The following is a 20,443-nucleotide window of genomic DNA, read 5'->3' on the forward strand; positions in this document are numbered from 1 at the left end:
ATCCTGGGGTATATTCAAATTCTGCAATCAAATTTTTAGGCATGAAAACCAAAGAAAAAATATTATCCACAGCCAAATCTCTTTTCAACGAAAAAGGGGTTGATGCTACTTCAGTAAGGCAAATAGCCCGAGAAATGGAAATTAGCCATGGTAACTTACGGTATCATTATCCAGAAAAAGAGGGAATAGTGCAGGCTTTGTTTAAACAATGTATGGAAGAATCCGAAAAGGCTGTAGGTGAACTACTTAGTGAAGATGTAGATTTAGAAAGTGTAATAAAGGCAAGTTGGATACAGGCCCAGAAATTTTGGGAATATCGATTTTTAATGAAAAACCTTTCAAGGATTGTAGAAGAATTTCCCTCAGTAAAAACAGCTTTACATGAAATGTACGGCCAGAGGAAAAAAGATTTTTTTAAAATTTTCCAGATGCTCACCCTGAATGACTGGATGAAACCAGAACCATTTGCCGGCTACTATGTGAAAATTATCGAAAACTTTTTACTCATTGTGGATTATGGCATTCCATTCATTGAGGTGAATTACCAGACTTCTTCAGAGGAGGTAAAAATCAAAAAGTATTTTCAGGCCTGGTTTACACCCATTATTCCTTTAATTACTGAAAAGGGAAAAGAAGTTTTGGAGCAACATAAAATTATAGAATAACAACAGTTATCTCAAATCCCTTATGAGGTTGGAATAGGCATCAATGTGATCCTTAGGAATATTATATTGGGAAAGCACAAGGCTAATTGTTTCCATTTTCGATTCCATCTCATCAGCAATGACTACATCGGCTCCATGGGTTCTCAATTCTTCCATTTCCTTTATCTGCTTGGTTCTGGAGATAATGGATAAATCCGGGTTCAATCGCCTTAAATGGTAAGTAATTTCCGGAGTTTTAGTAGTAGCGATTGTGGTAATTACAGCAACCTTTGCCTTAGAAAGGTTGGCATGATGAAGCACCTCTTCGTTGTCTGCATCGCCATATACTATGGGTATTCCTGCAGCTGCAGCTTCTGCCACCGTCCTTGGATTTAACTCAATCACCACAAATTTTATCTGACTTGCCATGGCACAATGCGCCAGGCTTTGCCCCGCCAAACCATAACCGATAATGATAATATGATCTTCTAAATTTTCTGAAATATTAAATCCTGAACCTTTCTCAGGTGTTTTAGAAAATTTCCTCTTTAATCTCTTAGGAATAGGTAAATGCTCCACCATAAAGTTGGATATTTGCTTGTCAAAGGTCATCAGAAATGGTGTGATGGACATGGTGAGCACCGCAATAGCCAAAAAATATTGATGAATTTCAATAGGAAGTAAACCGATCTCATTTCCTGTTTTCATCAACACAAAAGAAAATTCCCCAACCTGACACACATTAATTGCGGTCATAAATACTACATGTAAAGAAACCCTTAATGCTGCAGCAGCTAAGCCCCCGGTAATTGCTTTAATTACCATGGTCATGATAGTGAACATGGCCACATAAAAGAAATTTTCAACCAGAAAAGTAACATCCAGCATCATCCCTACAGACACAAAGAAAATACTGGTAAAGATTTCTTTAAATGGTAAAATAATTCCTGCAGCTTCATATCCATACCTAGATTCAGAGATGATAAGACCAGCAAGAAAGGCACCCAATGCCAGAGAAAGACCTGAATAAGAGGTTAACCAGGCAATGGCAAAACATATTACGAAAATGGATATAATGAATAAATCTTTACTCTTGGTTTTGGTAATTTGGAATAAAAGTTTGGGAACAATGTATTTAGAACTTACAAATAGGAATAAAATCACTCCGGCCACTTTAAGGGCAAGAATTCCCAAATCCATAAACAAATCTTCTGACATGCCCATAAGCAATGGAGCTGTCAGAATCATGGGAACTACCGCAATATCCTGAAATATTAAAATTGCCAACACCAATTTCCCATATTCCTTTTTGATATCCCCGTTGTTTTGAAGGACTTTAAGTACAATGGCTGAACTACTCACTGAAAACAGAAATCCAATGAAAATGGCAATTGGCCAATAATCATAACTAACATAATAAGATAAAGAAGCAAATGCTCCAATAGTCAGTAACAATTGCAGGGCTCCTCCCACAAAAACAGCCTTTTTAATCCGCATTAAACTGGATAGGGAAAATTCAAGGCCAATCGTAAATAGTAGGAGAACAATACCAATTTCGGCCAATGCCTCTACTTCTGTTTCTGTATTAATGAGGTGAAGGGTATGAGGTCCACAAATTATCCCACTAATCAAAAAGCCAATAATAGTTGGCAGTTTTAATCGATGAAGAATTAGGATTACAAATACAGAAATCCCAAGGATTATTGTCAGATCAGTAAGAATTGGAATTTCCATTAAAAATATACCCATGTGCAGCAGACCAAAAAAATCTCGAACTTCTAAAAATTATTTTTACTGAATTTTACACGCTAAACCATTGGTTAAATTGTGGAATAATCCATTAAAAGCACCAATCATTGATTATTCTAACTTTTGATATTGAGGAGGATAGAGAAAAATGTAAGTCGATTAAACCTGTAAACCTGTTCAAAGGTTTTGGTTTATAAAATCAAGAATAGATTGAAAAAGTCTTTCCTTTTCGGGTTCATGATGAATTTCGTGAAAACAGCCCTCCCAAAGTTGAAATGTTACTTTTGATCCAGCATTTTTAGCATAAATTTCACTTGCATTCGCTGAGGTAATTTTATCTGCAGTACCATGACACAAATACAGGGGATATTTTTGTTGAGAGGCATTTTCTATTGCCCTTTCCCCTGCTTCCTGAATTTCAAGGAAGGCTCTGACCGTAATTTTACCATGGACCAAAGGGTCATTTTTATATGCCTCCACGACCTTTTCATCACGGGAGATATAACCTAATTCCATAGTAGATTCCTGCGTAAATTTGGGAAATATGTAATTGACAAGTTTTCCCAGAATCACCTGAATTCTTGGGGGTTGAAAAGCCAGCCTTAGCCAGGGTGAAGTAACAATAACCCCTCTAAGAGGTTTTGAATATTGCAAATTATAATTCAAAACGACATTTCCTCCCATACTATGCCCATATAAGAAAACTGGTGTTTTGGGAAATTTATGAATGATCAGATCCAGAATTTGATCCAAATCTTCCAGTAATTGTTTATGAGAAGGCGTGTGTCCTCTTTTACCCTCAGATAATCCATGCCCCCGCTGATCGTATGTAAAAACACCAATGTCGTTTTTTGTGAAAAATTCGGCCAAATGCTGGTATCTTCCCTGATGTTCCCCAAAACCATGAACCAGACAGATAATGGCTTTTAGATGATTTTCAGGGAACAATAATTTGTAATTCAGGTTAGTATTGTCTCTGGCAGAAATTTGGTCGGTCTGAATTTTCATGAATAATTAGGTTATAAAAACAACTACAAGATAAAAATTACTTCTGCATTAATTCCCCAAAAAGCTAAAATAATTCCTGTTCACTCCATTTTGTAGTATTCCACCAAACAATCTGCTGATATTTGTTTCAAGTTTAGAAAATGAGCAGTTGGATAGGTGAGACGTAAGATGTTTGATCAATTATTTAAACTAACAAGGAGGGGAGCTTAAATTCCCGAGGGAAATAGTCGCTTGTGAGTAGTGGAATATGAAGCTCCTTCTCCAAACTAATGTGAAGAAAGATTGAGGAGGATAAACAGACCCGTCAATTTGGCGGGTTTGTTTTTGTACAATCCTTAATCCAATACCACTCCCCAGTAAATAAACCTCAGGTTCCCATCTCCTTTTACACTTAATTCATGATTAGTTTTTATCGGGATTCGAATAAATGTCTCTGGAGAAACTTCATATTCTTTTCCTCCAATTTCATAAATCCCCCTTCCTTCTAAAAAGAAAAAAAACTCTTCCATATCAGGATGCTGATGGCTTTCAACAATTTCCCCGGGCTTCAATTTGCCAAAAGCTACCTGTGCCACACCTGATTTGCATTCTTCATTATTGATCAGAATACGCTTTTCTCCTTTTCCATGACTGGTAACCAGAGGAACCAAATCACTTAAAACTCTCCTGATTATTTCTTTTTCCTTCATATTTTAAAAAATTATTATCTCTGCTGATAGACATCATATTTTAAGTTAAAAAAATTATTCAAATTAGTTTATGCGAATTCTATACCTCAAACCTATCCAAAAATGGCTACTAAACGAATTTTCTTCCTCCATCAGGAACACAGTAACTGGTTGAATCAGCTAAGTTTTTGTTTTGACGAAATTAAATGTTTTCAGGATGAACTTGCTTATGTAGCATCTTCCTTGAAACAAGAAAAGGAACAAAAAATGGCCAAAAAATATCGTCAGAAATTTATGGACATGCTTTACGATATTGACGAGTTCCGATATATCATCCATTTACATGAAAATTATCTGGCAGAGCAGGCGCAAAAGGGACAACACCTTGCTTTCGATCATTGTGAGGAATGTGATCGTATTGGAGATTTTGAGAAGAAATTCGAAAGGATAAAGAAAGACGTAAGAGCTTTTATGGCTAATAACCTGCCCAAATCCAAAGTTGAAATCCATTGAGAAAATAAAAACTCAACCCTGGACCCATCAGGGTCGGACAATTTTTTTCAACCAGCTTTTTTATCACCTGAATTAAATACCTTGTATCTTTTAAGTAATAATTCCTCCAAAAATGCCGGTGGTTCATCTGCGTTATTTTCCTCGGCTTCCTTTTTATATTTCGAACTGATGCACTTAAGATAATCAAGCACCTGTGGATGGGCCTCTTCGGGCAAATCCATTATTTTTTCTATTATTTCATCAACAATTTTCATTTCTATGTCAATTTAAATTCAATTGGTAGCACAATATCCGAACACTAATTGGCTAATTTTCAATTGTATCAGGATACCACTGCAAGGTTAGAAAATTAATTATTTAAGTACCTCCTTAAAATTGTGGATATTACTTTTCCCTTATTAATAAAGTATGACCAGGAAGGTAATTGTTAGGCCAGGGCAATTCTTTGAATTCAGGGTACACTTTGTTTAAATTCTTAAATTACTAAAAATATCTTAGTATTCCTATCAGAAAAAGTTAATTTTGAACGTTGCTAGAATTGCCTTCCAAAAACAACCTTCATGGACTAACTCAATTTATTTCTGTTATTATTTTAAGTGTTTATCAGAATAAATTTGTCGATTTTTTTATCTTTTTCAAATTCAAAATTCATTAGAATTTAAATGAATATTTTACTTTTTGACGACCAGAAAATAAGAACTCAACTTTTGCCTTTTACTTTTCTGCGGCCAATTGCTGAAATCAGAACAGGCATTTTAAAAATTTCTGAAAAATGGAAAATGTCCACTAATGGTTCCGTGTCATATCTTACTGAGCCCTACCTTTCAGGAAAATTCTCACCCGACTTTGCCAGTCAAAACACCTATATCAATGGAAGTATTTGCCCTACTTTCGCATTAATTGAACAGATCAAAAATATTCAAAATAATGAGGCCATTTTTTCGGGAGACCTCCTTGTAGCTACCAAATCCGATATTAATTTTTCCAATTTTAATGAACTGCAGCTTTATGCCAAAGACCAGTGCAAACAACTTTCCATTTCCCGGGAAACTTTTACGCTGATAGACTGGCCATGGAATATCTTTAAGGCCAACCGGGAAGAGATAAAAAATGACTTCTCTCTAATCACAAAAGGACGAAAAAGCCAGCCAATAACCGATAAACATACCATTGTATATGGAGAAGATCAGATTTTTTTAGAAGAAGGGGCTCAGGTGAAAGCCGCCATTTTAAATGCTGAGGATGGCCCCATTTATATTGGAAAAAATGCCAAAATACAGGAAGGGGCAATTGTAAAAGGCGCTTTAGCACTTTGTGAAGGGGCTCAGGTAAATATGGGAGCTAAAATCAGAGGGGACAATACTTTTGGTCCTTACTCTAAGGTAGGAGGTGAGATAAACAATTCAGTCATCTTTGGATACAGTAATAAAGGCCATGATGGATATCTGGGTAATTCGGTAGTTGGGGAATGGTGTAACTTTGGTGCAGACACCAATAATTCAAACCTGAAAAATAATTATTCGGAAGTTAAATTATGGAATTATGAGGAGGAAAAACTTGTAGGAACAGGCCAGCAGTTTTGTGGTTTAATGATGGGAGATCATTCCAAATGTGGGATCAATACCATGTTCAATACCGGGACTGTAGTTGGCATTGGAGCAATCATTTTTGGTAGTGGATTTCCCAATAAATTTATTCCATCCTTCACTTGGGGAGGCGTTAATAGTTTTGATACTTATCAACTCTCTAAAATGTTGGAACTGGCTACTCATGTAATGGAAAGAAAGGGGATTGATTGTACAGAACAGGATAGAAAAATACTTCAAAATATATTTGAAACTACTGCCAAATTCAGAAGTCAATTTTAAGTATTTTGCTTATACTTGTGTATAGGAGGCTTTTTGGTTGAATAAAAACAAAATTATACCAAAACCCCCGGACATGAAAATTGTTCTTTAATCACCACTTCAAATCAACTTTATTATCCAATGGTAAATCGCTTTATCTTATTATTTTCACTACTGATTCTAACTTATCCAATTTTTGCCCAATCCGGAAGTGAAGAAGGCTTCACTTATGATGGAAAATATAAAAAAGGACTAAGGCATGGACAAGGAGTGGGTGTATGGTCGGATGGAAGCCGGTACGAAGGCATGTGGAAATATGGTGCAATGAATGGCAAAGGGACATACACCTCAAAGGGGAATAAATATGAGGGCATGTGGAAAAATGGTAAAAAAGAAGGGACCGGAGTGCTAACCTATGCAGATGGCTCAGTTTATACCGGAGAATTCAGAGATGACCAAAGAAGTGGCACTGGAAAGATGAAATTTGCCGATGGAAGTTCACATGAAGGCCAATGGAAAAATGATATGGCCAACGGTAGCGGAAAACATATCTGGACTTCCGGCACACAATATATCGGGAATTGGAAAGATAACCAGATGCATGGAAAAGGCATTTTGATTTATTTTGATGGAAAAGTAGATCAGGGAGAATTTAAGAATAATGAGTATGTGCCCTGCGATTGCCCAATTTTAAAAACTGTTGTGGAGGAATTCAATGATTCAGAAGCAGTATTTGTGGGTAAGGTGCTGGAGGTTTACGCCAATGAGAATGGTGATTATGAAGAGATTATCATGGAAATTGAAAAATACTGGAAGGGAGAATTTGGGTTTGGGAGAAGAGTGATTCTAACTGCAGGATATTCTTCATGTGATAATGTTTTTTATGATGATGAATCTTACCTTGTTTACGCCAAATCAGGAACAAGAGGAATATACCAGACAACCAAATGTTCCCGAACTAATTTAGCAGAAGTTTCCGCATGGGAAATTGAAAAACTTAATGAAGTTGTCCCATGCAAATCGGACGCCCCAATGAGCAGAGCAGCTCTTCCCTCTAATGAAGCAGACTTTGTTTGTGGTTGCGATGGGGAAACTTACCGAAATCCTTATCAGGCAAAAAAGAGTGGAATACAATCCTGGAAAAAAGGCAAATGTGAAGAAAATAATTAGACTAGCAGTGCCTTCCAGTTCCAATCGTCCCACATGCCATATTAAAATATGTTAAAACAGGCGGTAAATCTAACTGTATATTTTTTCCTTCGTACCATTGTAAGAGCAAGTTTAAATTTTAACTGTTTCGCTGCAAACACCCATTTATGAAATTTCGCTTGAAAACCTAAAATTTAAACACACTCTAAAACAAATTCATTGCAAAAACACTTTTAATCGCCCCTGGATGACTCACATCTACTAAAGCAATTTTTATTTATTTTCTGAACTGAAAAGTTGTATTCGTCATACAAGAATAGGTTTGGGCATTTCCACCTGATTTTTCGTAAATTAAATAGCGTGGTTAAACTGAAAAATAACCTTATTAATTGTTATAACTGATTGATATTGAAATGGAGTAGCTCAATATTAATTAAGTACTGACATTTATTCTGGTTAATTTCATCTACATAAATTGGAATTGCTTCTTTTAATCAGTTAATTTTAATAAATCAAAAAAACCAAAAAATCTAATGCAGAGATATAATATTCTATGGGCTGATGATGAAATAGACTTATTGAAGCCATACATCATGTTTTTAACCAATAAAGGCTATGACATTACGGGGGTAAACAGTGGTTCTGATGCCCTGGAAAAATGTGAGGAAGAAAATTTTGATGTGATTTTTCTCGATGAAAATATGCCTGGCATGAGCGGGATAGAAACTTTGGCACAAATCAAACAACTCAAGCCAAACATTCCCATTATTATGATCACCAAGAGTGAGGAGGAGAATATCATGGAAGAAGCCATTGGTGCCAAAATAGATGATTATTTGATCAAACCGATTAACCCCAATCAGGTTTTACTTGCAGTAAAGAAAATTCTCGATAAAAAGAGAATTGTAAGTGAAAAAACAAACCATAGTTACCAGCAGGATTTCCAGAAAATAAGCATGGCTTTTTTCGATGATATGGACCATAATGACTGGGTTGATATTTATAAAAAGCTCGTTTATTGGGATTTGGAAATTAATGAGACGGAGAATAAAAGCATGATGGAAGTGCTTGATATGCAGAAAACGGAGGCTAACGTCAATTTCTTTAAATTTATAAAAGATAATTACGAAAGATGGCTGAATAATCCCGATGATCAGGACAGGCCAATGCTTTCTCATGAAATGGTACGGGAAAAAGTACTACCTGAGCTGCAGGTGGATGATGATCCGGTATTTTTTATCATTGTGGATAATTTACGGTACGATCAATGGAAAATGATAGAACCGATCATTGCCGATTACTACACGGTGGAAGAGGAAATTCCTTATTTCTCCATTCTCCCCACAACTACGGCTTATGCCAGAAATGCTATTTTTTCTGGAATGATGCCTTCAGAAATGGCCAAAAGGCATTCGGATATCTGGTTGAATGACGATGAGGAAGGAGGAAAAAACAACCATGAAGATGAATTTTTAGAAAGGCAATTAAAACGTTATGGACAAAATTTAAAAATGTCCTACAATAAAATTATCCATGTAAACCAAGGAAAACATGTGATAGAAAACATTCACAACCTGTTGAATAATAAGCTAAATGTGCTGGTCTACAACTTTGTGGATATGCTTTCACATGCCAGAACGGATACAGTGATGATCAGAGAGCTAGCTCCGGATGAACCGGCCTACAGATCACTGACTTATTCCTGGTTTAGCCATTCCCCTTTATTAGATACTTTAAAGATTTTAGCAGAAAAGAAAATAAAAGTAATTTTATCTACAGATCATGGTACGGTGCGGTCCAAAAGACCATACAAAATTATTGGAGATAGAAATACCAACACCAATCTGCGATATAAACAAGGGAAAAACCTGAGTTTTGATAAGAAAAACGTTTTGGTAGCCCAGGACCCTGAAAGATTCTTCCTGCCCAAAGTGAATGTTTCTTCTTCTTATGTTTTTGCTTCAGAAGATTACTTTTTCGCATATCCTAATAATTATAACCATTACGTCAAATATTATAAAGATACATTTCAGCATGGTGGAATCTCACTTGAAGAAATGATTATACCTTTTATTAAGCTAAAGGCTAAGTAGTTTGGTTGTATTTCGATATCTTTGGGATATAGAAGTTGTTTGAAGTTATCACTTCATGCTGCAAATGGCTTGTTTTGCCTTACATTTCGTTACTTTCCAGTAAAATAGCACTTCTATTTATCGGGAAAAGAACCTCATTTAAAACAAAGCATTTTTATTTCAGCATCAAATTAAAACTTTAGACAACTTCATAGAAAAACAAAAGTAAGTATTAGAAAAACTTCAATTGACAATCTATTTTCTGGAATTATGTGGCTGTTAGCAGGATAAACCTCAATTAAAAGAGCCCTGATACTTATTTTGGCATTATATTAGGTTTTGGTTGTTCAATCAAACCAAAAAACATATGAGAACCAACAACTACGCATTAACAGCATTATTTTTTTTACTTATTTCCTCAGGGGGATATGCCCAGGTAGAAGTAATGGCCAATGCACAGTTGGCAATAAAGGCTGGTAATGCGGAAGGGCTTGTAAAACATTTCAACGATTCAGTAGAACTTAATTTTATTGATGAGAAAAAGAATTACAGTAAAACACAAGCCGAATTTGTATTGAGGGATTTTTTTAGTAAGTATCCTGCAGTAGATTTTCAGTATGATCATAAAACTACTTCAAGAGGAGGCCTTAGATTTACCATAGGAACTTATACCCATAAGCAGGGAAAATTCAGGGTCCATATGTTAATTAAGCAAAGCAATGGAAAATACATAATCGATCTTCTTGATTTTACAGAAGAATAAAAATAATCTTAATAAGCAATTTCAAAGACACTGAGATATTCAGTGTCTTTTTTTTATTTTTGCGCGGTGAAATACAATTATCTTTCAGATTTGGCCATCAACAAGTTTATAAACGATGCACTTGTTGAAGATATAGGTGATGGAGATCATTCTACACTGGCTGCTGTGCCCGAAAATGCACAAAAAAAAGCCCAATTGATTATAAAAGGAGAAGGTTTGCTAGCAGGTGTATCTCTGGCACAAAAAATATTCAGAACAGTAGATCCCGATCTTTCTATTGAAATAAAGAAAGAAGATGGAGAAACTGTAAAATTTGGAGATATTGGGTTTGTTATTTCAGGAAAAGCCAGGTCAATATTAACCTCTGAAAGACTGGTACTCAATTGTATGCAAAGGATGAGCGGAATAGCCACGCTTACAGCACGGTTGAATTCCCTTATTCACCATACAAAGGCACAATTACTGGATACCAGGAAAACAACTCCAAATTGCAGGCTTATCGAAAAATGGGCTGTTAAAATTGGAGGGGGGACTAACCATCGCTTTGGGTTGTTTGATATGATTATGCTAAAGGATAACCATGTTGATTTTGCAGGAAGTATTACCAAAGCGGTTCAATCTACACAGACTTACCTAAAAGACAAGAATAAGGAATTGAAAATTGAGGTAGAGGTAAGGAACCTTGAAGAAGTGAAAGAAGTATTAAACGTTGGTGGTGTAGATGTAATCATGCTGGATAATATGTCGAATGAAGAAATGAAGGAGGCTGTTCGAATGATCGGAAATACCTGCAAAACTGAAGCATCTGGAGGCATAACCGAACAGACCATTAAGGCAATAGCTGAAACCGGAGTTGATTTTATTTCAGTTGGGGCACTTACCCATTCGGTAAAAAGCATGGATATCAGCTTAAAAGCATTGGATGCATAACTAAGACGTCATTAGTATTTTATGCGAAGTATAGGAAAAAATTAATGTATTCAAATGTGCCACAACTAATTGATAATGAGATAAAATTGCTCAACAGTTAAGATAGTAATGGTACTTATTCAATAAATTTTCTAATTAATTTAAACTTTAAAATTGGAGTTGGATGATTGTTAAAACTAAAAAGTATAAATTAGAAACGAAGACCTACATTTGGCTGGCCTTCAAAAATATACTTGTTGATTTGTGGTGGGTTTGGTTAATCCCGGCAGCAATTCTGATCGGATCATTTTTTATTGAAGGAGCATTAGGATGGGGAATTGGCATTAGCATTACCCTGATTGTATTATATATTCTTTTCTGGCTGATTCAATTTACCGGAATCACCCAAATGGAGCAAAATAAAATCTTATTTGAAAAACTTTCCTACGAAATTGATAGCCGTCAGATATTGATTAAACTCAATAGCAAACAAGGCATGCCGGTTACCTGGGATAAAATACAAAAGGTAAAGCAAGGCAAAGATGAATATTTATTCATTTTATCAAAGGCGCAATTTATTCATTTACCTTATAAAATTTTTAAGTCAGATAATGAGGTAAAATTTATTGAAACCATTCTTAAAAGGAAAAATTTCCTTTAAAATTAGGGCGGAATGATTGCCGATCTCCGAGTTTTGTCTAAATTTAAAAGCAGGTCGGTAATTATATTCCTGCAAGTAGTTATGTGATTCCGTGTTATTAATCAATGGACTATCAGTTAGTAATCATTATTTTATCACTTGTTTTTTCAAGTTTCTTTTCGGCTGTAGAAATAGCGTTTGTTTCGGCTAACAGACTGCATATTGAATTGCAAAAGAAGAAAGGAACACTTGCAGGAAAAATTTTATCAAAATTTGTAGATCAACCCTCCTACTTTATTTCTACAACTTTGCTTGGAAATACTGTAGCCCTGGTAATTTACGGTTACTTTTTCGCCAAATTTCTGGAACCTAGCATTGAACAAACTCTAGTGCACTATATTCCGGAAATTGCCAGTTCTACCAAACTTACACTCACGCTTTTAATCCAGACTTTTCTTTCTACTGCACTTGTGCTCGCCACTGCGGAATTTATACCCAAAAGCCTTTCTCTGGTTGATCCTGATAAGCTTTTGAGTGTAGCCGCAGTTCCAATGAATATTATTTATATACTGCTACACCCTATAGTTTTGGTAGTGGTTTTTTTGTCAAAACTGGTTATTACCAAAGCATTAGGCCTGGAATATAAAGAAGACAAACCTGCTTTCGGGCTCACAGATTTAAATAATTTTATAAGTAATATTGGGAGCAGTAGTGATGATTCCCTCGATGAAAGCAAAAACCCGGAAGTTGATAGAGAAATTTTCAATAATGCGCTGGAATTCAAGAAAATAAAGGTGAGAGACTGCCTTGTGCCCAGAAAAGAAATTGTGGCCATAGAAGATGATTCCCCCGTAGAAGAATTATCAAAAGTTTTTACAGAATCTGGACATTCCAAAATCTTGATTTACCAAAAATCGATAGACAATATCATAGGTTATTGCCATCACCTCGATCTTTTTAAAAAACCAACTACTATTAAAAGCATTATTAATGAAATAATTATTGCTCCGGAAACCAGGCTCGCCAACGAACTCATGGTAGAATTTATTAATGAGAGAAAGAGTATTGCCCTGGTGGTAGATGAATTTGGCGGAACTTCTGGTATTGTTACGATGGAGGATATCATTGAAGAGATTTTTGGAGAAATTGAAGATGAGTTTGATAAAGAAAGCCTGATGGTGAAGGAGTTGGATAAAAACAATTACATGCTTAGTGCCCGCAATGAAGTAGATCATCTGAATCAGGATTATGGTTTTAATATTCCTGATGGTGATTATGAAACTTTAGGAGGTTTTATTCTGCAGGTAAATGAAAATATTCCCAAGATAGGGGATGAAATATTCACCGAAAACTTTAAATTTATAGTAAAGTCGATGGAAGACGCCCGAATAGATATGGTTCACATGACTATTCTCGAAAATGAAAATAATACAGATTAATTCTTTCCCATATGATGCCTGATCATTATCAAATTCCTCAAAAAGTCAGAAAGAACGGATATGATTATCAACTTATAATGAAGGATGATTTTAAGGCTATTTACCAACAAAACCTGGAAGGAAAACAAATTGGGTATGAAATAATTTTATTAGAAAAAAACGGTGCTAAAAGTAAATCACCAAAATCTTTTCCCTCGAATGAAGATTTTGGAAAAACAGCCTGGGCCATAAAAAGCGAAGAAAGGGCTCGTCAATTTTACCAGTCTTTATTGCCTGCCAATACCAACCAACTGGAAATTCAATTCTGATTGCTTATTTTTAATATTGGAATCCCATCAGCCAAAATTAGTTTACAAAATAATATCTTTGTAGCACTAATTTTTTGCCTTTCATCCAACTCAAAATTCTAAATGACCCTTCGTAAAATCCTGATCATTCAAACAGCCTTTATCGGAGATGTAATCCTGGCTACAGCTTTAATAGAAAAACTAAATCAGCATTTACCGGAAGCCAAAATTGACTTTCTGCTTCGAAAGGGTAATGAAGGATTGCTGCATGGGCACCCAAAACTCAATAAGGTTTTAATTTGGAATAAAAAAGAAGGAAAAATTAAGAATTTGTTTAAAACCTTAAATAAAATCAGGGCATCCAATTACGATTTGGTGGTTAATATCCAGAGATTTACATCATCGGGAATTTTCACCGCATTTTCTCAGGCCACACAAACCATCGGTTTCCACAAAAATCCGCTATCTTTTTTATTTACTGATAAAATCAAACACGATTTTCAGGAAGGAATACATGAAATTGACCGCAATCTTTCCCTCATTTCAGGAATTACAGACACCAAAAGAGCTCTTCCCAAACTCTATCCTTCACGTGAAGATTATCAGCAAATTAAGAACCTTCAAACTGAACCATACATTTGTCTGGCACCTAATTCAGTCTGGTTTACCAAGCAGTATCCCATGGAAAAATGGATAGAATTCATTCAAAAATTCCAATATCAGGGAAAACTTTACTTGTTGGGTGCACCGGGTGATAAATCCAACTGTGAAGAAATTATTGCAAAATCCGGGAAAGAGAATATTGAAAACCTAGCAGGAAAGCTTTCACTACTGCAATCAGCAGCCTTGATGGAATCGGCAGAAATGAACTATGTAAATGATTCCGCTCCCATGCACTTAGCCTCCGCAATGAATGCTAAAACCTGTGCAATTTTTTGTTCTACAGTTCCTGCCTTTGGTTATGGCCCATTGTCGGAAAAATCCACCATCATTCAGGTAGATGAAATGCTAAACTGCAGGCCATGTGGACTTCACGGGCACAGGCAATGTCCAAAAGGTCATTTTAAATGCGGAAAGGATATTAAAACTGAGAAACTGATTGAGGTTTATGCTAATTTCAATAATTAAAACCTGGTACCCACTGCCACATTCTCCCTGAACTCCAGCTGATTACCATTAGCTTCTACCAGTATAATCTGAATTATGTAATTTCCCATGTTGACTTTTTCTCCCAGATCATTGGTACCATCCCAAATAAACTGCCCATCAACAGAAATTAACTGATTATTTACAATATTTTTTACAGATTTACCAAATGCATCATAAATTTTAATAGTAGCTAAAGAGCCGGAAGCAATACAGTTGTAGTGCAGCACAGTATAATCATCTATTCCATCCAGATCAGGCACAATAACTTTTGGGAAAACTTCAAAACATTCTTCACTTACAGCAAATTGGTGGTCATTGTATTGGGAATTTTTATAACCAGGAGTGGCAAATCCGCTAGGTTCAGCTGCTGACATCCAATTCTCATTGCTCTGAGTAGGTTGAGCATAATCTATTCTTTCCAAAGACACCCCATTTTTATCATCCAACATGGTATTATGAAAATCCTCATGGTATGAAAATTCATCCATAATATTTCCAGACTCATTTTTTAGGATGACACTTCCTTCCTCATCATTAAATGATGGCAATTTCAATTCAAAAAAAGTGGCATATTCCCCATTAGAATGCTGCGATTTCAATTGATCAATATCACTGGAAAAGGTAAGAAAGGTATAAGGGGCTAAAATTAATGGCTTCTCTGAAATAATTTCTTCAGTTTTCGCATTTCCAAGCCTCCAGTTTTTCAAGTCAATATGCTTACCTGAAGGATTATAAATCTCCACAAAATCAATTCCTCCAACAGGAGGGTTAAAAAGAATTTCACTGATTAAAACATCCGCAGAATCTGATTTTTCGGGTAAAACTAAATCTAAAGTTTGCCATTCAATATTGGTATTTCCAGAGCAATCCTGTAAATCTTTTATACTAATTTTATATTGAACTTTTTCCTCTAAGGGGTTTTCAAGTTCAAGTCTCAATTCATTTTGGTAATGATAATCAAAAACCTGTTTTTTGACCCCGGTTTCAGGGGCAATTTTTATGACAGCATTCACTGCTGAAAGGCTATCCAGTTTGCCATCAAAAATCAATTGAATACTCAAGTCATCATTGGCAAATCCTTTTTGAAGTTTAGGAGGGAAATCATCTCTAATTTGGGCTTCTTTCCATGAATTTTCCTTACCGGGAGTTCCCCCAACTTCACTTTTAGAAGCCTCCCAATTTTCTTTTGCCAAACATGGCTGCTTTACATTTTTCATTTCCAGGGCAAAACCTCCATCTTCCTTTTCCGGATCATAATACCATTCATCCTCATAAGTTATTTCAAAAAGCAATTCTCCCTTCTTATTCCGCAAAATGATTTGATCTCCGGTATTTTTAAGGGAAACCCAATTGGTTAGGCCTATAGTTCGACCAAATTTATCAAACCATTGCTCACCTGAGGTAGAGGTTAGTATCACATATTCATTAGGAAGCAATAGTGAAGTGTTTATTTTTAACTCATCCTCCCCTACCTTCAGCCTCAAATCACCCAGATCAAAGGTTTTATCGGTGGGGTTATATAATTCCAGGTATTCATACTCAGGCAGACCCGCAGTTGGACTGGGGTCTGCAAAAATTTCGGTAACGATTATTTCATGATAGGCAGGAAGCTCCGGCACAATCAGATTGATGGAAATATCTTTACTTAAATTACCACATTGATCAGACAGATTCTGAATGCTCATTTCATATCTTTTCCCTTTTTCCAAATGCGAAAAAAATACCATTTCCACAGATTTTCTATCCGCAGATATATTTAAGCCAAAATCTATTTCATCGGGACACAAATAATTTTCTTTCTTTAATAAAGCACTTGTATCCATTCTTTCAGAGAAAACAATTTGTAAAGTACTGTCACTCAATACTTCCCAATGATCCAGTTGTGGAGCAACCGTATCTGGATTAGAAGTAATTCCAGAATTAATACGGCCAGGTGTACCACCCAAACTATTATCCGATGCTTTCCAATTACCATTTTCATTGCAAAAGTTAAATGGATCAATTATTTCAAGACTCCAGCCGCCATCAGATTTTTCATCGTTTCCATACCAGTCAACCTGATAATTCACTTCATTTATTAACTCATTTTCACCAGTTAGTAGCTTTAAAATTTCCCCACTATTATTTAAGGACGGGAAAGACGGCAATGCAAGTGTTTTCCCAAAACTTGTAAATTGGCTGGAATGGTTGCTCCCACAAAGAATCAAATACTCATTTGGACAAATAATAAAATTGGGGAAACTTGTTTCCCCGGTGCCATCAGCCAACTTCATCCCCGCCAGGTTAAAAGTATCCTTAGAGACATTCCAAATTTCGATATATTCAGTTTCAGGAAGGCCAATAGAAGGTGAAGGATCAGCCATCAATTCGGTAATTAAAAGCTGATTCAATTTGGGATTGGGATAGATTTTAAAAGTAATACTGGTATCTAAAATAGAGTTACCTGCCAAATCTTCTACCTGCTCAATTTCAAGGAAATATGGTTTTTTGATCTCAAAATCACTTTCAAAATAAAAAGAAACTAAAGTGTCATTATTGAATTCAAAATCAATCGGATGACCAACTTCTTCATTTACCATGTAATGGTTCAAAGCAGAGGCCGAAATCTTGTCTACCGGCTCTGAAAAAATAATTGTAATTTCATTTTTAATTGCTTTTATAGAAGCAACTTTGGGTGGCTTCAGGTCATAAATAAATTCAATATTTGTTTCCGGAGCCATTTCACCATTCTTTTTCAAAATTGGTGGTACGCACAATTTCAGGTTGGTATCAGCTGGAAATTCATCCTGAAAAACCAAGCTTAAAAAATCATGATTTTCCTGATCCAAAACAACTGAAAGAGGAACCATGCCATAATCTATAATCTTAAAATCAGCATTATTAAACTGAAAATCAGGATGTAGTTCTTCTTCAAAATAAAGATTGACTAGATTAGCTTCTGCCACTTTTACCTCCTTCACAATTGGATTGAAAACAAACGCTGCCTTAGTTAAAGGTGAAGTATTTCCGGAAAGATCACTGATATTTTCAAGCTTTAGGGTATAGCTGGAATCTGCTTCAAATGAAGCCAAAAACTCCACCATCAAAACACTGGAATCAGCATTATGATAAGATAATTTCTTTGAAGGTCCAATCACTGGGTTAGTTACTACAGAAAGGTTATGATTACCGATTTTTTCGGAAAACCTCATCAATAAAGTTTTATCCGAGACCACAACCAATTCCGCCAGAGAAGGTAAATCTGTGTTTAGGAAAATGGAATCTGGTTTGGGTAAAATATTGCCAAAACCATCCTCTAAATGTTCTGTAACAAGTAAAATAGAGTCCTGCTCAGGGAATTCATTTTCAAAAAATAGATGGGCAACACTGGTATTATAGGGAGAAATAAAAATAGAATCAGGATTTCCAACACCAGCATCTATGTAGTAATGCTCTGGTTGATTTGCGCTACTAATCAAAAGTGGTTCTGAGAAAAATAGCTTCAGGTGCTGCTTTGAAAAGATGCAAATCTCCTCTATGAAGGGAGGCTTTTGATCGAAGATAAATTTTCTGGTTTTAGTGGAGATCACATTTCCAGCCAGATCGCTTACGTTTCTGATTGTAATCTCATGCTCTTTTTCCTGTTCAATCGGTTTTTCATAAAATAAATGGACCACAGAAAAATCTGTAGAATCTCTCATGGCCACAGCAGGAAAACCTATGTTTCCTTTAATCTCATAATTATTGAGAATTGCTGCAGACTCAAGAGTTAAAGCTTCTGTAAAATGAAGTTTGATATGATTTTCATCGATTGGAATGATACTTCCAGAGGTATTAATAGAAGGCTTTTTCGTATCATAAATAAAACTCCGGGAGACCATATTTTCTATCTGATTTCCATAAATATCCTCAAGTTTGGAAACCCCGATTTCCACCGGTTTATTTTCATCAAATTTTTGATTGAAATACAACAAAACCTCCTTCGGGTTATCCTGATTTATTATAGACAGGACAGGGTTTATCCCTGAATCAATGAGCTTGAAATTGGTGGTTTGATTTACCTGAGTTTCACCCAGTGGCTCTGAAAATGATAATTTCATTGATTTTCCAGAAAGGACTGACACATACTCTAAATCAGGGGCAAGATTGTCAGAAAAAACAAAAGTAAATTCCTGTCCATTTTGAACGTTTCCTTCGAGGTCAACAATTTGATTGGCTTGTAAAGTATAAGCATTACCAACCTCAAGGTCCTTTTGAAAGGTCAGTTTTATTATTTTATCATCAAGAGTATCTGCCTGAAAATGAACAGCCTGATTTTCTGTTTCTACAATTTTAAAAACAGCTCCAAGACTGGCTGAATCAAACGCTATTGTTTCATCAAATCTTACAGCAATTTGATTCTTTTCAATTCCAGTTATTTCCAGAATTTCAGGAGGGGATAAATCTGGTTGCGAATAGGTAAAAGTTAAAAATTGAGGATTATCTGCAGGAATTTCATTTCCTGTGGTATCCCTAATTCCCTTTAATAAAATAGTGTTTAATTGGTCGGGAATGAATTCTTCTGAAAATTCAAGTCTGATTTTTTGAGGAAAGTCCGGATCAAATGATACTAAACCGGGAGATATAGAATCATTTAGAGTATAATTATCAAATTCGAAAACTGATGCGGAATCCAATACTATATCACCAAAAAACTCTAGCTCACTCGGACCAATTATCGCAAGACTATCGAAATAGGGATGGTAATTTAAGGATAAATCATCCATAAAAAATTTATCTTCTCTTGCCCCTGAAGAATAATTAATTTGTAATCCTGTAGAATGAACGGAGGCTAAATTTGGAAAATTTATCAGACCAAAGAAATGATCATTTACCCAATATTTCCATGCTCCATCAGGATTCCTGAGTACTTCAAAACCTAAATATTCCTGTGCCTTAAATTTGATTACAGGATTTTCGAATGGTAATTCAGTTTTTCCTGCTTCAGACTCGAATACTAATTTACAAGTCAGCGAATCTTCATTTGGCACCAGTTTAAATTCCAGGAAATAACCATATGGCGTATCCGACAAATTTTCCTTGTCACTCATTAAATAATACCTGCAATAATTTTTGGATACCAGGGAGGAGGAAAGACTTGTGAAATCTAATTTTATTTTTCCTTTCCAATTGATGGTATAAGAACCCAGGTCTGGAGTGATAGCGGTAGAAATATAGGCTTTTCTTGTTCCACTCCCATCATCAAATACGGCCTGCAATTCATTGTTTACAATCAAAAATTCCCCTGTCATACCAGAGGAAAATCCCTGATTCCAATTAATACCACCTGATTCGAGAGAAGTTCTGTTAAAATCTTCTGAAAATTGACCGAAACAATTAAAGACAAAAAGTAGCTGTAAAATCAAAAAAATTTTACCCTTTAAAAAAATCATGTATTGCTTGTTATTAGGGTGATTAAGATTCCGATTTAACCCTTTTTTGCGATACAGATTATAGACTAAAAAGCAATTAGCATCAAAATTAATGTAAGTATATCCTCAATAATCAAAATTAAATATATAAATAAACGGTTTTAATGAAACCCAACACTTATTTATCTTTATTTGATGAAATGAATTCTTAAAAAA

At 35.4% G+C, this 20,443-nt stretch carries 16 protein-coding genes; 11 read left to right on the forward strand and 5 right to left on the reverse strand.

Translation table 11 applies throughout. The features are described 5' to 3' along the window. Positions 1–41: 41 nt before the first annotated feature. A complete protein-coding gene (locus A3EM_RS45930; protein ID WP_169513375.1) occupies positions 42–665 on the forward strand; it encodes a TetR/AcrR family transcriptional regulator in 624 nt (207 codons plus the stop codon). A 6-nt stretch (positions 666–671) separates the two neighbouring features. On the opposite strand, the gene A3EM_RS42745 is transcribed toward A3EM_RS45930, so the two are convergent. The 3 genes from A3EM_RS42745 to A3EM_RS42755 all read right to left on the reverse strand — a co-directional run bounded on the left by A3EM_RS42745 (position 672) and on the right by A3EM_RS42755 (position 4,090). Next, positions 672–2,393, reverse strand: a complete 1,722-nt coding sequence (locus A3EM_RS42745) for a cation:proton antiporter (RefSeq protein WP_020529512.1) — start codon at positions 2,391–2,393, stop codon at positions 672–674. Positions 2,394–2,570: 177 nt separating this feature from the next. Next, on the reverse strand, positions 2,571–3,401 hold the full coding sequence (locus tag A3EM_RS42750) for an alpha/beta hydrolase (RefSeq protein ID WP_020529513.1): 831 nt from the start codon (positions 3,399–3,401) through the stop codon (positions 2,571–2,573). 335 nt (positions 3,402–3,736) lie between these two features. Beyond that, positions 3,737–4,090: a cupin domain-containing protein gene (locus A3EM_RS42755; protein WP_020529514.1), complete on the reverse strand. Its 354-nt coding sequence runs from the start codon at positions 4,088–4,090 to the stop codon at positions 3,737–3,739. A 102-nt stretch (positions 4,091–4,192) separates the two neighbouring features. Here A3EM_RS42755 and A3EM_RS0117405 point away from each other — a divergent pair, with 102 nt between their 5' ends. Continuing rightward, a complete protein-coding gene (locus A3EM_RS0117405; RefSeq protein ID WP_020529515.1) occupies positions 4,193–4,582 on the forward strand; it encodes a hypothetical protein in 390 nt (129 codons plus the stop codon). Positions 4,583–4,629: 47 nt separating this feature from the next. On the opposite strand, the gene A3EM_RS0117410 is transcribed toward A3EM_RS0117405, so the two are convergent. Beyond that, complete coding sequence (locus A3EM_RS0117410) at positions 4,630–4,836, reverse strand: hypothetical protein (RefSeq protein ID WP_020529516.1); 207 nt, start codon at positions 4,834–4,836, stop codon at positions 4,630–4,632. 408 nt (positions 4,837–5,244) lie between these two features. Here A3EM_RS0117410 and A3EM_RS0117415 point away from each other — a divergent pair, with 408 nt between their 5' ends. From A3EM_RS0117415 to A3EM_RS0117455, 9 genes are all read left to right on the forward strand, one after another. Further along, positions 5,245–6,450, forward strand: a complete 1,206-nt coding sequence (locus A3EM_RS0117415; protein WP_020529517.1) for a GlmU family protein — start codon at positions 5,245–5,247, stop codon at positions 6,448–6,450. Between the two features lie 120 nt (positions 6,451–6,570). After that, entirely contained in the window at positions 6,571–7,599 is a 1,029-nt protein-coding gene (locus A3EM_RS45935) for an MORN repeat-containing protein (protein WP_020529518.1), read from the forward strand. 512 nt (positions 7,600–8,111) lie between these two features. Beyond that, positions 8,112–9,671: a T9SS response regulator signal transducer PorX gene (gene porX / locus A3EM_RS0117425; protein WP_020529519.1), complete on the forward strand. Its 1,560-nt coding sequence runs from the start codon at positions 8,112–8,114 to the stop codon at positions 9,669–9,671. Positions 9,672–10,017: 346 nt separating this feature from the next. Then, on the forward strand, positions 10,018–10,413 hold the full coding sequence (locus A3EM_RS42765) for a DUF4783 domain-containing protein (RefSeq protein ID WP_044238863.1): 396 nt from the start codon (positions 10,018–10,020) through the stop codon (positions 10,411–10,413). A gap of 66 nt (positions 10,414–10,479) precedes the next feature. Then, on the forward strand, positions 10,480–11,343 hold the full coding sequence (gene nadC / locus A3EM_RS0117435) for a carboxylating nicotinate-nucleotide diphosphorylase (protein ID WP_020529521.1): 864 nt from the start codon (positions 10,480–10,482) through the stop codon (positions 11,341–11,343). 163 nt (positions 11,344–11,506) lie between these two features. Continuing rightward, on the forward strand, positions 11,507–11,983 hold the full coding sequence (locus A3EM_RS0117440) for a YcxB family protein (protein WP_020529522.1): 477 nt from the start codon (positions 11,507–11,509) through the stop codon (positions 11,981–11,983). Positions 11,984–12,087: 104 nt separating this feature from the next. Further along, positions 12,088–13,401 (forward strand): hemolysin family protein, encoded by a 1,314-nt coding sequence (locus tag A3EM_RS0117445; RefSeq protein ID WP_020529523.1) that lies wholly within the window; start codon positions 12,088–12,090, stop codon positions 13,399–13,401. An 11-nt stretch (positions 13,402–13,412) separates the two neighbouring features. Then, positions 13,413–13,709 (forward strand): hypothetical protein, encoded by a 297-nt coding sequence (locus tag A3EM_RS0117450; protein ID WP_157637936.1) that lies wholly within the window; start codon positions 13,413–13,415, stop codon positions 13,707–13,709. A gap of 102 nt (positions 13,710–13,811) precedes the next feature. Next, positions 13,812–14,816: a glycosyltransferase family 9 protein gene (locus A3EM_RS0117455; protein WP_020529525.1), complete on the forward strand. Its 1,005-nt coding sequence runs from the start codon at positions 13,812–13,814 to the stop codon at positions 14,814–14,816. Here the strand turns inward: A3EM_RS0117455 and A3EM_RS0117460 are convergent. After that, complete coding sequence (locus A3EM_RS0117460; RefSeq protein WP_169513376.1) at positions 14,813–20,221, reverse strand: lamin tail domain-containing protein; 5,409 nt, start codon at positions 20,219–20,221, stop codon at positions 14,813–14,815. The genes A3EM_RS0117455 and A3EM_RS0117460 overlap by 4 nt on opposite strands. Positions 20,222–20,443: the final 222 nt, after the last annotated feature.

The sequence above is a fragment of the Flexithrix dorotheae DSM 6795 genome, assembly GCF_000379765.1.
Classification (GTDB): Bacteria; Bacteroidota; Bacteroidia; order Cytophagales; family Flammeovirgaceae; genus Flexithrix; species Flexithrix dorotheae.